The sequence below is a fragment of the Herbaspirillum sp. AP02 genome (genome assembly GCF_015767275.1).
Taxonomy (GTDB): Bacteria; Pseudomonadota; Gammaproteobacteria; order Burkholderiales; family Burkholderiaceae_D; genus Herbaspirillum.
In genome coordinates this window covers 115,241-130,005 of the sequence record NZ_JADWMY010000001.1, presented here as the reverse complement: position 1 = coordinate 130,005, position 14,765 = coordinate 115,241, and the positions used below count along the sequence as shown (strand labels likewise).

General features: G+C 62.4%; 13 protein-coding genes and 1 pseudogene. 8 read left to right on the top strand and 6 right to left on the bottom strand.

Translation table 11 applies throughout. The annotated features are described in order from the left end of the window. Positions 1-24 precede the first annotated feature (24 nt). The 4 genes from I5R65_RS00555 to pgi form a co-directional block, all read right to left on the bottom strand. On the bottom strand, positions 25-1,200 hold the full coding sequence (locus I5R65_RS00555) for a hybrid sensor histidine kinase/response regulator (protein WP_196871805.1): 1,176 nt from the start codon (positions 1,198-1,200) through the stop codon (positions 25-27). Beyond that, a complete protein-coding gene (locus tag I5R65_RS00550; RefSeq protein WP_180670952.1) occupies positions 1,197-1,679 on the bottom strand; it encodes a response regulator in 483 nt (160 codons plus the stop codon). The genes I5R65_RS00555 and I5R65_RS00550 overlap by 4 nt, the downstream gene beginning before the upstream one ends. Positions 1,680-1,722: 43 nt before the next feature. After that, positions 1,723-3,330 carry an ATP-binding protein gene (locus I5R65_RS00545; protein WP_180670951.1) on the bottom strand — a complete coding sequence of 536 codons (1,608 nt, stop codon included), beginning with the start codon at positions 3,328-3,330 and terminating at the stop codon, positions 1,723-1,725. A 272-nt stretch (positions 3,331-3,602) separates the two neighbouring features. Beyond that, complete coding sequence (gene pgi, locus I5R65_RS00540; protein WP_180670950.1) at positions 3,603-5,291, bottom strand: glucose-6-phosphate isomerase; 1,689 nt, start codon at positions 5,289-5,291, stop codon at positions 3,603-3,605. Positions 5,292-5,627: 336 nt separating this feature from the next. Between pgi and I5R65_RS00535 the strand changes: the two genes are divergently transcribed. The 5 genes from I5R65_RS00535 (at position 5,628) to I5R65_RS00515 (ending at position 10,538) form a co-directional block, all read left to right on the top strand. Further along, positions 5,628-7,586, top strand: a complete 1,959-nt coding sequence (locus I5R65_RS00535; RefSeq protein WP_231395017.1) for an ATP-binding protein — start codon at positions 5,628-5,630, stop codon at positions 7,584-7,586. Positions 7,587-7,820: 234 nt separating this feature from the next. Further along, entirely contained in the window at positions 7,821-8,540 is a 720-nt protein-coding gene (locus I5R65_RS00530; protein WP_180670949.1) for a type II secretion system protein, read from the top strand. Positions 8,541-8,625: 85 nt separating this feature from the next. Beyond that, complete coding sequence (locus I5R65_RS00525; protein ID WP_180670948.1) at positions 8,626-9,264, top strand: type II secretion system protein; 639 nt, start codon at positions 8,626-8,628, stop codon at positions 9,262-9,264. Beyond that, the gene (locus I5R65_RS00520) at positions 9,207-9,986 is read left to right on the top strand and encodes a type II secretion system protein (protein WP_370461014.1); all 780 of its coding nucleotides are present in this window, start codon (positions 9,207-9,209) and stop codon (positions 9,984-9,986) included. The genes I5R65_RS00525 and I5R65_RS00520 overlap by 58 nt, the downstream gene beginning before the upstream one ends. A 129-nt stretch (positions 9,987-10,115) precedes the next feature. Then, positions 10,116-10,538 carry a toxin co-regulated pilus biosynthesis Q family protein gene (locus I5R65_RS00515; protein ID WP_180670946.1) on the top strand — a complete coding sequence of 141 codons (423 nt, stop codon included), beginning with the start codon at positions 10,116-10,118 and terminating at the stop codon, positions 10,536-10,538. Between the two features lie 989 nt (positions 10,539-11,527). Here the strand turns inward: I5R65_RS00515 and I5R65_RS24450 are convergent. Beyond that, positions 11,528-11,707 (bottom strand): hypothetical protein, encoded by a 180-nt coding sequence (locus I5R65_RS24450; RefSeq protein WP_180670945.1) that lies wholly within the window; start codon positions 11,705-11,707, stop codon positions 11,528-11,530. 72 nt (positions 11,708-11,779) lie between these two features. Then, positions 11,780-11,983 (bottom strand): hypothetical protein, encoded by a 204-nt coding sequence (locus tag I5R65_RS24445; RefSeq protein WP_196871803.1) that lies wholly within the window; start codon positions 11,981-11,983, stop codon positions 11,780-11,782. A gap of 59 nt (positions 11,984-12,042) precedes the next feature. On the opposite strand from I5R65_RS24445, the pseudogene I5R65_RS24440 reads away from it, so the two are divergent. The 3 genes and pseudogenes from I5R65_RS24440 to I5R65_RS00490 all read left to right on the top strand — a co-directional run. Further along, positions 12,043-12,492: pseudogene (locus tag I5R65_RS24440) on the top strand (hypothetical protein); the annotation flags it as partial. 358 nt (positions 12,493-12,850) lie between these two features. Further along, the gene (locus I5R65_RS00495; RefSeq protein WP_231395015.1) at positions 12,851-13,300 is read left to right on the top strand and encodes a lytic transglycosylase domain-containing protein; all 450 of its coding nucleotides are present in this window, start codon (positions 12,851-12,853) and stop codon (positions 13,298-13,300) included. A gap of 45 nt (positions 13,301-13,345) precedes the next feature. Next, on the top strand, positions 13,346-14,209 hold the full coding sequence (locus tag I5R65_RS00490; protein ID WP_180670942.1) for an A24 family peptidase: 864 nt from the start codon (positions 13,346-13,348) through the stop codon (positions 14,207-14,209). Positions 14,210-14,765: the final 556 nt, after the last annotated feature.

Below are 14,765 nucleotides of genomic sequence, written 5' to 3'. Positions count from 1 at the left end.
GATGGCCGGCGATGCATCGCGCCATCAGCCCCCTGCGGTCAGCGGCAGTGTCACGAAGAAACGGGCGCCCAGACCTGGGCCGGGGCTTTCCGCGTGCACACGCCCACCGTGCAACTCCACCAGTTGACGGGTGATCGCCAGCCCCAACCCCAACCCCGTCCCTGCCCCCGGTTCTGGCGCAGGCGCAGTGCCATCGCTCGCGGCAGAGGCCTCGGCAGAGACATCGCCAAGCAGGTTGGCGTGGGCCTGGCTGGCTGGATCGCGCCGAAAGCGTTCGAACACGCTGGCCAGCAATTGCGGCGGGATGCCCGGACCGTTATCAGCCACCTCCAGCTCCAGCGCGGCGCCCGGTTGACGCAGGGTCGCCTGCACCCGCCCCTGACGCGGCGTGAACCGGATGGCATTCATCAGCAGGTTCCACACCACCTGCTGCAAACGTGCCGCGTCGCCCCGGATGGGCGCCGGCGAATCCAGTACCGAATGAAGATGGATCTGCTTGGCATCGGCCGCCGCCTGGACCGAGGCGATCGCCTGCCCGACCACGCTGGCCATGTCCACCCACTGCATGTCCATGTGCAGCTTGCCGGACATGATGCGACTGAACTCCAGCAGTTGCTCCACCCGTTGCGCCTGCAGACGTGCATTGCGTTCGATGACCAGCAGCCCCTTCTGGAGCTGTTCGGGGTCCGAGGCATCGCGCAGCAGATACTGTGCCCAGCCGATGATGGCATTCAAGGGCGTGCGTAGTTCCTGCGACAGCGTGGTCACCAGTTCCTCCCGCACGCCGGCCATGCGCTGCGCCTCGGCCAGGCGCTGCAGCGCCTGCTGGTTGAGCAGACGTTGCACCGCTGCGGGCAGATAATCGAGATAGTCGCTGGTCTTGGGCAGTATATCGGCCACGCCCGCCCGCAGCGCCTCGATGATGCGAGGCTCGTCGGACACGCCCGACACCATGATGGCCGGGATGTCCACGCCGGAAGCACGCAACTGGCGGAAGAAATCCAGCCCCGTATCGAGAGCCTGGAGGTTGTAGTCGACGATGAGCAGGTCCGGCTGTTCATCGCGGACCGCCGCCAGCGCCGCGACCGCATCGGCCACGGCGGTGACGCGATGACCCTGCTTGCGCAGTACCCGGGTGGCCAGTGCCAGCAGCCCGTCATCGTCCTCCAGCACCAGTACGTGGGCGGCAATGGCGCTCATCGTGACTCGCTCTCCCTGCGGCCCGTGCTGCTCCCCCCCACCGCCCCGGCCGCAGGCAGCTTGACCACCTGCAGGAAGAAGCCTAGCCGGCGCACCGCCTCGATGAAGTCGTCATATTCCACAGGCTTGGTAATGTAGACATTGCAGCCGGTCTCGTAGCAGTGGGCGATCTCGCGTGGATCGTCGGTGGTGGTGAGCATGATGACCGGAATGGCGGCTGTGGAGGCCTCCTGTTTCATCCGCCGCAGCACCTCCACTCCATTCACACGCGGCATGTTCACGTCCAGCAGCACCACCAGTTGTTGCAACTCATCCCGCACCGATTCGTCGCCGAAGAAATAATCCAGCGCCTCCTGGCCGTCGCGCAGGCGCGTAAAACCGTTGACCAGACCGGCGCGCCGCAGGTTCTTCTCGACCAGGAGCGCGTGGCCATCGTCATCTTCGACCAAGAGGATATTGGCGCTCTGTTCTATGCTCATGCAAGTCTCCCTGTGATGTCAGCCATCCAGCCTGCCATGGCGCTCAGGCCGCTACCGGCGGACGCGCCGGCAGGGCCACGTAAAAGCAACTGCCCTGCCCCTCCACCGACTCCACCCAGATGCGCCCGCCATGGCGCTCCACCACGCGCTTGACCAAGGCCAGGCCGATGCCTTCGCCTGGGGCGGCGTTGCCATGCAGTCGCTGGAAGGCGATGAACATCTTGTCCAGATAGGCCGGCGCGATGCCCAGGCCGTTGTCGCGCACGCAATAGGTCACCAGGCTGGGCGCAGCCGCGATATTGTCCGCCTGGCGCACGTGGTCGATCGTGATATGCCCCTGGCGCGATGGGTCGAGGTAGTTGACCGCGTTGCCCACCAGGTTGCCCAGCACCTGTTCCACCGAGGTCGGGTCCCCGAAGGCCGGCGGCAGGTCCGCCGCGATCTCCACCAGCGCACCCTTGGCGCGGATACTGCTGCTCATGGCCGCAACGATGCGTTGCACGATGGCGTGCACGTCCAGCATCACCGGCTGGTACTCGACCCGCCCGGCGCGGGACAGGCGCAACATGGCGTCGATGATGCCGGCCGAGCGCGTCACCGCGTTCTGGATGAAACGCAACGACGTATGGATGTCGTCCTCCACCAGCGCCCGCAGGCGCTGCTTGTCCGCCTCCGGCAGGGCCAGTTGCTCAACATCGGCCAGCAGATCGCGGGTGGCGTGGGTGATTTCCTTGCTGAATCCCTGCAGGTTCACCAGGGGCGATCGCAAGTCGTGCGACACGCTATAGATGAACATTTCATTGTCCTGGGTCTGCTGGCGCAGGTCGGCATTGACATCGGCCAGCTCACGCGCACGCTGCTCCAGTTCGGCGCGGTACCCCTGGGCCTGGAGCGAGGCCTCGGTGAGGCGCTCGCTGCTACGGTGCAGGGCGTCATCGAGCTGGCATATCTCGTCATCGCCACCCACCCGCGCCGCCAGCGGCTGGCCATCGGCCAGGCGCTGGGCATTGTTGATCAACACGGAAATCCGGCTGCCGATATTGCGCGTAAAGGCCAGCGACGCCAGCCCCGCCGTCAGGATGGAACCCAGTACCGCCGCAATCAGCAAACCGGTCTGCGAACGGCGCGCCGATTGCAGTAGGGTCGTACGCTGCTGGCCCAGGCGGCGTTCCTGCTCGACGAAGCCATCCAGCCGGTTGAGGAAATCGGAGAGCCGGTGCGGTCCCTCTTCGTCACGGAGTTCGCGGATCAACGCCTCGCGCTGCCCGCGCTGCATACGCTCACGGGCGCTGTCGGCCCAGTTGCGGTAACGGGCGATGCTATCGTGCAGCGCCCGAACGGCAGTACTTTGTTGCGGATTGTCGGCGACCAGCCGGACCAGCTCGCCGGCCTTGACCTCAAGATCGGCCCACATCTCGGGCCGGCTGATCGGCTCGGACTGGTTGAGGAGGATGGCATTGCGGATGCGGGCCGATTCCAGCAGCATCGGCTGGCGCACTTCGGCGGCCTGGTTGATCACCTGCGCCGAATGCGCTGCCCAACCCTCGGCCTGCTCGGCGTCGGCCTGTGATTTGAACAGCGCTCCCAGCAGCACAAGTTCAAACAGGCTGGGAATGGCAACGATCAACAAGCCCTTGGTCAATAATCTCATGTGCGTTCGTCCGCTTCATGATCATTCTTACGGCGCCGCTGCCTCGGATAAGCCGCGCCCCCTCTTGGCGTTCTTTATTATTTTGTAGTACGCCTGCCCGCTGGATTTCTGGTAATCAATTATTACGCCCAATTATAGACTTATAAAGTCATAAACTCATCAACTCTCAAAGGCCGCGTGCTTGGTCGCGCTTGCACGGTGTCCCCTCAGATAAACAAAAAGGCCCGACAGCACGCTGTCGGGCCGGGTTCTGATCCTGTCTTTGCGCTGCGTCAGCAGGTGCCACCACCCTGCCTGGCGCGATAGCGCCGGATCAGGGCATTGGTCGAGCTGTCATGGTGCAGCGGCTCGTCATGGTCGATCAGTTCGCGCGCGGTGCGCTTGGCCAATTGCTTGCCCAGCTCCACGCCCCATTGATCGAAGGAATCGATATTCCAGATCACGCCCTGGGTGAAGACGCTGTGTTCGTAAAGTGCAATCAGGGTCCCCAGGCTATACGGCGTCAGTTGATCGAGCAGCATGCTGTTGCTCGGCCGGTTGCCGGGGAAGACCCGATGCGGCACCAGATCTTCCGGCGTCCCTTCTTCACGCACGCGCTGCACGCTCTTGCCGAAGGCCAGGGCCTCGGCCTGCGCGAACATGTTGGCCATCAGCAGTTCCTGCTGCTGACCCAGCGCCTGCGACGGTCGGCAAAAGCCGATGAAATCGCAAGGCACCACCTGCGTTCCCTGGTGCAGCATCTGATAGAACGAGTGCTGGCCATTGATGCCGTTGTCACCCCAATACACCGGCGAGGTCTGGTAATCCACTGGCTCGCCGTGCAGCGTCACCTGCTTGCCATTGCTCTCCATGGTCAATTGCTGCAGGTAGGCCGGCAAGCGCCTCAGAGACTGGCTATACGGCAGCACGGCCTGACTGCGGGCCTCGAAGAAATTGCCGTACCAGATCGTCAGCATGCCCAGGATGACAGGCAGATTCTGCTCCAGCGGCGCGGTGCGGAAATGTTCATCCATGGCGTGCATGCCGGCCAGCATGTCGCGGAAATGACGTGGCCCGATCGCGATCATGGTCGACAGACCGATGGCGCTGCTCATCGAATAGCGCCCCCCGACCCAGTCCCAGAAGCCAAACATGTTGCGTTCATCGATGCCGAAGCGGCTGGCCTCGTCGATATGGGTGGTCACCCCCACGAAGTGGCGCGCCACCGCAGACTCATCACCCAGTTGCTGAACCAGCCATTGGCGGGCTGCCTGGGCATTGGTGATGGTTTCCAGCGTGGTGAAGGTCTTGGAACAGACGATGAACAGGGTCTCTTCGGCCGGCAATGCGCGCACCGTTTCCAGCACCGCCGCCGCGTCGACATCGGAGAGAAAGTGCAGCGACAGCTCGCGCTGGCTGTAATGGCGCAATGCCTCATGCGCCATCATCGGACCGAGGTCAGAACCACCGATACCGATGTTGACCACATGGCGGATCGGACGACCGGTATGGCCGGTCCACGTACCGTCACGCACCTGCTCGGCAAACGCCTCCATGCGGGTCAGCACTTCCTGTACCTGGGCAACCACATCCTCGCCTTCTACCACCAGCCTCTCGCCGGCAGGCTTGCGCAAGGCCGTGTGCAGTACCGCGCGCCGCTCGGTGGCGTTGATGCGATCACCCCGGAACATGGCCTCCACGCGATCCTGCAGCCCGCACTGGCGTGCCAGCTGCATGAGCAGGGTCATGGTCTCCGAGGTGACCAGATTCTTGGAATAGTCGAGGTAGATACCTGCCGCTTCGGCGGTGAGGGTGTCGCCGCGCTTGAGATCGGCGGCGAACAGGCGTTCCAGCCGGAAATGGCGGGCACTGTATTGGTGGTGCTCCTGCAAGGCGATCCAGGCGCTCTTCTCGGTCAGCGATTCGCGCTGGCTGTAGACGAACAAGGGCAACTGAAGATCGGCGGCGGGCAACTTGGTCATGCGAACTCCTTGAGCGGATGGCGCCGCCAGCGGACTTGCCGGACGGCATGCCGGATCGCTCGATGATAAGGGCCGCCCTGCCAGGCAGGACATAGGACGGGCGTACTTTCGCTTGTAGGAAACGAGGAACCGGCCAAGCCTGTTTTGCCCGCCGGCAGATTTCTTTTGATGACATGAACAGCACTGCCCAAGCGGCTTTGCGCTTGAATTTCCGGTCAGCAAATGTCAGCCGATATGTAGTTTTGCTAGATAAAGTGCCGCCATCAGATCAATGACGTGCAGCGCTGCGACAAGGGAATATCGGGAGCATCGCGTGCAGTCGACTCAATAAAAACCATGAATATCGCTGCCGCCGACGCCCTCCCCCAATTGACGTCATCCGGTACCAGCCCGGGTGCGCCAGCCACGGCCGTCTCCCATGAAAAATCGACTGCAAGGCCGGCTCGCGCAAGCGGTGGCGCCCATCGCAATTCGACAATCGCAGGCGTTCAACTGTTTTCGCAAGAAGACAGTCTGGGTCTGATCGAATATCAGGACGGCCTGCACGTCAGGGCAGGCTCCTCTTACGAGCGGCTGCGCCATGCCGGCATCGTCCCTGGGCAGTTCCTCGCCATCGCCGCGCCCGACTGGGCCACCGAGGGCGCGCAAGAGTTCATCCTGGTGCGTTTCCTGCACGTCACGGCGCGACGTGACGGCTACACCACGAGCTGCGAGTTGCACTGCCGCGTCATGGGTAGCTGCCGGCTGGACCAGGCTACCGGGCAACTGTCCTACCACGCCGGATTACCCGCCTATGCGGCCCTGATGCTGTCGCCCTCCTGCGCATGCCATGTCTTGCCGGAGGCCATCCTGCGTGCCCTGCTGGCGCTGTCGGGCGACGCCGGCGAAACCTTCGAACTGGGCCATGTGCGCTGGGGCGAACACATCGGCCAGCATACGCACACGGTACCGGTGACCATGAGCGTCAATGAAGTGGTCGGCAAGCGTACCGCCATGTTCGGCAAGACCCGGCTGGGCAAATCCAACGTCGTCAAGCTACTCATGCAGGGCGTGCTCAATGCCACCCGTCAGAGCGGCCACGTCGGCCAGCTGGTGTTCGACGTCAATGGCGAATACGCCAACGACAATCCCCAGGATGGCAACTTCTCCATTGCATCAGCCTACCCGGAACGCGTGCAGGTGTACTTCCTCTCGACCCAGCCTCGCGGCGACGGCGAGTTCCTGCGCTATAACTTCCATGACATCCCGGAACGCGCCCTGACGATCTTTTCCGAGTTGCTCACGCCTTCGGTACTGGAGATTCCCGAGGTGCGCAACTTCCTGATGATCCGCTTCCCGGCCCTGTCGGCACTGAAGACCGGGCGCGCCGATGACAGTGCGGCGGCCTTCCGCAAGCTCTGCCTGTTCTGGACGCTGCTGCAGGATGCCGGCTTCGAACCAGGCGAGGCAGTCTGTGCCGAAATCGCTACACGTGGGCTGATCAATGTGGGATTCACCCAGGGCTTGCGCCTGGCAGCCTGGCAGGCGATCAAATCGAAGGTGCCGCCGCCGATGCCCACCAGCTTCACCGAGATGACCGAAGAAATGCGGGTGCTCTCGGCCTTCGCCCTCAAATATTCGAACGACCCCAACCTGCGCGTGGGCCGTACCGAATTGTTCGACGAAGAAGATCGCGTCGTACAGGAACTGCTCTGCCAGACCAACGGCGTGGGCCCTTACTTCCTGCGCGAATGCCTGCAGTTCCACTCGGCCCGCGCCAGCGACTTTCTGCATGACACCCTGCGCGCCATCGATACCGGCAAGACCGTGATCATCGATCTGGGTGCAGCCAATGAACGCATCGTGCGCTACTTCTCGCGCATCATCTCCACGGCCGTGTTCCAGCAGCAGGAACGCAAATTCATCACCAATACCCTGGCCGGACGCTTCGTGCAGATCTACTTCGAAGAAGCGCACATGATCTTCCCGGTCGACGCGGCCGGCAAGAACACCACCGACATCTACGCGCGCTTTGCCAAGGAAGGCGCCAAGTTCGGCATCGGCATCGTCTATTCCACGCAGTCGCCGACCTCGGTCAGTTATTCCCTGCTGACGCAGACCGAGAACTTCTTCATCGGCCACCTCTCCAGCGCCATCGACGTCGATGCGCTGGCCTCGGTGCAAAGCCTGTTTGCGGCCGTCAAGGACGACATCCTGCAATTCCGCCTGCCCGGCTTCATGCGGGTACTGAGTTATTCCCGTCGTTTCGTCTTGCCGATCCAGGCAAAGCGTTTTGATCCACGAGAAAGGAGATAGCCCCGCGTTGAAATAAATGCCAACCCCACGACAACGACCTCGCTACAAAGAAGAGCAAGGCCATTGCGCCCGCGAAACTGCCCCGATGCCTTGTCGTTCTGCCAGGTCCGTGGCATGGAAACGGGATGGCGCATGCATGAGCGCATCCGTCCTTCTCTATTGATTCATCCGATTATCAGTTAGCGCCGCCCCCCTCTTTCAGCAGGCACTAACCCTCTTTCAAGGAATATAAAAATGCTTTACTCCCCTCACCCGGTGCGCCAGGCACGCCCCCTGCCGCATGCGCAAAGCGGCTTCACCATTGTCGAATTGTCGGTGGCCGTGGCCATTGCCGGCGTGCTGCTGGTATCGGCCATCGCGCTGGTGCAGGTGGTGCTGCGACAGGCGCGGGCCAATGATGTGGTCAGCGGCATTCCCCGCTTGATGGCCCAGATCGACAAGATTTATACCAGGGCCAACAACTATGTCGGTCTGGGGACCGATGTTGCCGTCGGCTTCGGCGCTTTTGACGGCGTCTTCGATATTGCCGGCACGGCCCCCAATCGTATCGCCAATAACCGCTTTGGCTATACCACAAGCGTGGATGTCGCCACGGTCTTTAGCGGGCCGGCCACCAACACTGGCTACGTTGTCACTTTCGCTGGCATTCCTGCGGCCTCCTGTGCCGACATTGTCTCGTCCGCCGCGGCGACCGGCGTACGCGGCATTCTTGTTCAACCCGAGGCGACAGTTGGAGTACGTTCCATTACCGCTGCAGGCGTCGGCACATTGGCTCTCGCTGGCATGCAGGGGGTTCCGAGGGGCGGTGCAGCACCCGCTGCCAACACAGGCGGCGCTGCGGTAGTTCAAGGAAACCTGGCGAACGGCGCACTGGACGTCGCCGCGATGACCGACAATCGCGCCTGCGGCACCGGCAACAGCACCGTCAGCATCGGCCTGGTTAACTGGAAGTAATACGCACCGGGAATTTCCTTTCGATGCCGCTCCTGTCAGAGGAGCGGCATTAAAGAGCGGCATCAAAGGAAATTTCCACATTCCCATGAGAAAAAACAACTCTGGCTACACGCTGGTAGAACTCTCCGTGGTGATGGCCCTGGCTGGCATGATCGTGCTGGGTAGCATTGCCGGCGCTACATCGCTGCTTGATCAACATAGAATCAACGAACTCTCTGCAGAGAATGCCGACGCCATCAAGCGCGTCAACGAGACCTATGCCCAGTTGCCCAGCTATGGCGGTCTGTCCTTGCGACAGGCAGTATCCTTCGGCGCCTTCAAGCAGTTCATCATCAACCAGCGGGCCACCGACAGGGTGACCGTGACCCATCCCTTCGGCGGCGCCCTCGGCGTGGCACCGCTCACCGGCGGCACCGCCTGGGGTCTGTACCTGAACGCCATTCCGGCCAGGTACTGCGCCGACCTGTTGTTCCAGTCCGCGCCGATGGCCGATGCGCTCATCGTCTTTCCCAACGGGATGGACAACCCTATCGGCTGGAGCGGTAGTGTCGTCTTCGATGCCAGCGTCCCTGCGGTCAGCATTGGCCCAAGTTTCGGGGGCGCCGCCCCGCGCATCGCCAAGAACCTGTCGCAGGACGATCTCGCGCCCGCTGCGCTGGCGCTGGCATGCACTGGCGCCGGCAACAACTTTGGCCTGCTGCTACTGAAATCCAAACTACGATGAACCTCTTCACCCTACCCCGACGACCCGGCGCCAGACACGTCCATGGCCGATCCGGTTACGCCTCCTTGCAAGGGCTACGCCAGTGTGGTTTCACCCTGGTGGAACTATCCGTGTCGATGGCCATTGCCGCCATTCTGGTGGTGGCCTCGCTGGCGGTATTGCGCCAGCAGCTCGATCAAGCCCAAGTGTCCTCGTCATCCTACTTTTTGCAGCAGACGATGGTGTCCCTGCAGAATTTCTTTGTGAACGACAACGGCTCCGCGTCTATCGACAACAGCGCATTGACCAACGGCGCTGCCGTGGCACGGCAATACGTCGGAGCCGGTGTCGGTAGCAATACCCAGATCAACAACCCCTGGGGCGGGCGGCTGTTCGTGGGGCCGTTATTCCCCGGACGCAATACCGACTGGGTATTGCAGGTATCAGGTCTGCCCATGCGCCTGTGCCCGGACATCGTGCAAAACCTGGAAACCAACCTCAATGCCGCCGGACTGCGGCATGCCCTGGCCGGCGCGGCCACTACCGGTGCAGGCATCGACGCACCCGTGCTCGGCTCGGTCAGCTTGGATCCGGCCCGCCTGCTGAGCACGTCGCTGCCCGACGTGTATCTGCTCAAGAACGACGCATACGCGCCGCTCAATCCTGCTGCCCTGACTCTCCTATGCGAAACCAATCGACCTTACTTCAACCTCTTCCTCACGGGTAATAACAATGCTCTCTAAGGGCAGCATCTACTTATGAAAAAAGTCACGTCTAACCTTACTCACCCCGGGTACCTGCGTAGCGTTCCTCGCCGATGGCTAGGCCCCCTTGCCCTGATGGCAGTCTGCCTCCCCGGCCATGCCCAGCAAATGCAAGAGTTGGAGCACGAACACGATGCCGCCATGGCGGAGGCCCCCGCCACCCGTCCGCGTGCCTCCGCCTGGCTGCCCAAGGGCGCCACGATTGCGCCCGAGCTTTCCGACGGCATCGGCGTGTCCGCAATGGGCCAACAGCCTGATCCGGGCGTGCAGCAATGGCAGGTGCGGCGTGCCGATGTCTCGGTACGCCGCATGCTGCAGCGCTGGGGCGGCGAGGCCGGCTGGCAGCTGGTGTGGGATGCCCCCCGCGATTTTCCCATCGAGACCGAGCTGCAGTTGTCGGGCCGTATCGAGCAGGTCGTCAGCGCCGTGGTGGAGTCGCTGGCCACCACCGATTACCCGGTGCAGGCGCGCATCAACAGCGAGCTGCGCATCATCCGCATCGGCCGCTATCTGGAAGGTAAGGCCCGCTGAGGCCGATCAAGGCAACTTATGAATATCGAACACATCATCGCTCTCCAGAACCAATCCCCTTTGGCGGCAGCGCCGCGTATGCTGCCAGGCCGCCGTTACGCCCGTTCCATTCCCCTGCTCATGGTCACCAGCGTGCTGTGCAGCGCGTGCAGCACCTGGTGGAAGGCCGATCAGGCGCTGGACAACGTTGTCCAGCGCACTGAAAACTCGCGCGCCGAACTGACCACCGCCCAGCCGCGACCAGCCTATGCGGTCAAGGACAACCGGCTGATCATCGCCACCCGTTCCATGCCACTGTCGCGCGAGGCAGCGCTGCCGGACGCGATGCGTCAGGTGGCCTTCCGCTTCCCGGGACGTCATTCCGTGGCCACCATCGTCGAGCGTATCGCCAGCGAGACCGGCGTACCCATGCTGCTCACGCCCGACGCCCTGATGCCGGCCTCGCGCTTCACCGTCGGCGGGACTGCAGGTGCGGCGCTGGCAGCCGTAGCGTTGCCACTCGCGGGCGCGGGCCCGCAGGCTGCCTCAGGCGAGAAAAGCGCCTTCGGCGAAAAGGGCTTGAGCGACCTGAACTTCAGCAACCAGGCGTATGGCAACACCTATGAGCTCAACTACGCCGGATCATTTGCAGGGTTGCTGGATTACGTGGCCGTGCGCGCCGGCCTGCAGTGGAAGTACGAGGATGATCGCATCCTCTTCTATCGCGTCAGTACCCGCACCTTCTTCGTCAAGACCCTGAGTACCTCCTTCAAGTACACCGCCTCGCTATCGGCCTCGACCGACGGCGGTGGGGGTGGTAGCGGCGGTGGCGGTGGCAATGGTGGCGGTGGCGCCAGTTCGGCCAGCCTGGATTTCGAATCCGACTTCTGGGGTGGTATCGAAAAGACCATGGGCTCGCTGGTCTCCGTCGGCGGCAAATTCTCGGTCGACGCCAAATCGGGCGTGATCACCGTGACCGATGCCGTGGAGCCGATGAAGGTGGTGGAGAATTACATCGAACAGGTCAACAAGTCGCTGATGCGCCAGGTCAGCCTGGAAATCCAGGTGCTGTCGGTGCAGTTGAACGACGAATTCTCGGCCGGCATCGACTGGAATGTGGTGCGCAACAATTTCACCTCCTCGTCCCCCTCGGCGCTCTTGCCCAGCCAGTCCGGCAGCCCCTTCACCATCGGCTACCAGAACAGCAATGGCAATACCGCGCTGATCAAGCTGCTCAAGACCTTTGGCCGGGTCTCGACCACCTATTCGGGGGTGGCCGTGACCTCCAATCGGGTCTCGGTACCGTTGATGGTGGTGAACCAGCAGGCGTATCTGAAGCAGACCCAGGCGGCGGTGGTCAGCGGCGCGCAGGTGGGCAGCGTTTCCACGACCGGGCCCAGCCTGACGCCGGGGCAGATCAACACCGGCATGTCCATGGCCTTCCTGCCGGTGGTTCTGGATTCCAACCAGGTACTGCTGCAGACCTTCATCAATATCTCCAGTCTCAAGGGCCTGCCCTCAGCCGGTGCCGGGCTTCGACGTCATCGGCAGCGCCGACGTGGTGGCCGAGCGCCTCAATACCTTCCTGCAACTGGCCGACGGCTCCACCGTGCGGCGACTGGGTGCGGTCGATCTGCTGGGCAATGTGGAAGAGATCGACTGGGAACTGGTGCTGGACGAAGTCGACGCCAAGGTACGCCTGAAGAAGATCCCCGACATCAAGCAAATCCTCACCGTGCTGGCGGTGTCCGCGGTGCTTTTCGTGGCCGTGTTCGGGGCGATCACCTACAAGCTGGCGCGGGACAAGAGAATCGCCGACGAGCAGGCACGCATCGCCAACGATCCCAATATCGTCTACGAAAAAAAGATCGACGGCGACCTGGCGGCCGTCACCGGCACCGGCCAGACCAGCCTGCAGCGGATGGTCGGCGGCCTGAAGCAGATCCCGCTGCAGATCAAGGGCTGGCGACTGAGCAAGGTGGAATGTACGCCCACCCTGTGCAACGCCTCATGGACCCGCAGCTATGGCAACTTTGCCGAGTTCGGGCGTGCGCTGCCGCCCTCGGCAATGGGCCAGCCGCAATACGACGTCTTCAAGCCCGAGGACCTGACCAGCGCCAGGCTGGTGACGCAGCATCGGCCAGGTGCGCTCGGCCACGCTGTCCCTGCTGTGCGTGGCCAGCTTGTTGCTGGCCTATGGGCTGGGCCACTTCCGGCTGCTGAGCTACCCCGGTGCCATCATGCTGTCGATGGTACTGGGGGCACCGGTGTTCTTCCTCAGCGCCGCGCTGGTGGTCAAGGCGCGCCCCCCGGCGCCAGAGGAAGCACGCTGAATGCGCCGGCCCGGCAACGTCGTGCTGGCCGCCGCGCTGGCGGGCGCCCTGTGCGCCAACCCGGCGCGGGCGGCCGATCTGTGCTTTGAGCAGGCGGGGACGCGCTACGGCGTGTCCCCGCTGATCTTGCAGGCCATTGCCCAGCAAGAGTCGGGCATGAATCCCAGGGCTCTGCATCGCAATTCCAACGGCACGCGCGATATCGGCATCATGCAGATCAATTCCAGCTGGCTGGGATTTCTGGCGCGCCATCACATCAGCGAAACCGACCTCCTTGATGCCTGCACCAACATCCATGTCGGTGCCTGGATACTCGGCTCCAATTTCCAGCGCATGGGCGTGAGCTGGGAAGCCATCGGCGCCTACAACGCCGTCAGTCCCGACAAGCGCGCCCGCTACGCCACCCAGGTCATCGGCCGCCTGCGCCATCTGCTGAAACAATCCATGTAGCAGCAGCGCCGCTGCGGCCCTCTATCCCCCTTCAAGGAACACCGCATGCTTATCTTGCCCGACATGCCCTATGACCATCCCCTCGTCGTCTTCTTCATGACGTTGCTGATCGGGCTTTGTATCGGCAGCTTTCTGAACGTGGTGATCTACCGCCTGCCCTTGATGCTCAAGGCCGCTTACGCCTCGACCGACAGACAGGCGTCGCCCGACCCGGAACAGGCGCCGGAGACACAGTCATCATTCATGACGCTGGCCTGGCCCGGCTCCCATTGTCCGGCCTGCAAGCGGCCGGTACGTCCTGCCGAAAACATCCCGGTCCTGAGTTACCTCTACCTGCTCGGCCGTTGCGCCGGCTGCAAGGCCCACATTCCGGTGCGCTATCCACTGGTCGAAGTGGCCAGCGCGGTGGTGACCGTCGCCACCGCCTCGCACTTCGGCCCGACGATGCAAACCGTGGGGACATGGCTGCTGCTGTGGACGCTGATCGCCCTCTTCTTCATCGATCTCAATCACCAGCTCTTGCCCGACTGTCTTACCCAGCCATTGCTCTGGCTGGGGCTGTTCTTCAATTCATTTGCCGCCTTCGTGCCCCTGCGCGAGGCCTTCTGGGGTGTGGTGGCCGGATACGCTGCGCTGTGGAGCATCTACTGGATCTGCTTCCATTTCACCGGCAAGGAGGGCATGGGCTACGGCGACTTCAAGCTGCTTGCCGCACTCGGCGCCTGGTTCGGCTGGGGACCGCTGCTGCACATCATCGTGCTGGCGTCCACCGGCGCGGCGGTGGTCGGCTTGTGGCAGATAAAAGTGCGCCACCGAGACCCCGGCCAACCCATGGCCTTCGGTCCCTACCTGATTGCCGCAGGCGTGGCGGCCCTGGTCTGGAAGGAGCAACGGTGGCTCCTCCTCTGACGCAATGCTATGCGTGTCACACGCCGGTGTGATCGATTTCTTGAAGAACAGCAGATGCAAGAGGCGGTCTCTCTTACCCGCCATCAAACGATATGGAAAAACGCTTGCTTGACTTTCTTCGGACCATTGGCGATGTCGCGTACCTTGTCGCTGCGCGCTCGTTCCCATGGCCGCGCCGGTACAGGAGACTTAACGATGCCGGGCACTCCCTCACGAAATATCTCATGTGCTTCATCGGTGGTTGCCTGGCTTCCTGTTTGCTGCTTTTTCTAGCGAAACAACTATTTATTCCACCTCAAAAATTTCTCACAATCGCGTTCTTTCTAGCGCCATTGTCGACTGCATGTCTCTTGCAGGAGATTGGGCACCATTGCATGCGTATTGATGCATCTACCTGCCCTCGCGATTACTCCTTGCAAGTGCTTTGGTATTGCGCAGGTTTCGCCTTGATTAAATTCTTCTGTTTCTCCAACACCTAACGGAGAAAAAATCAGGCGCTATGCGGGATCGATACCTCCGATGGATCTGCTTTCTGGCAATGACCACTAGAAAATTT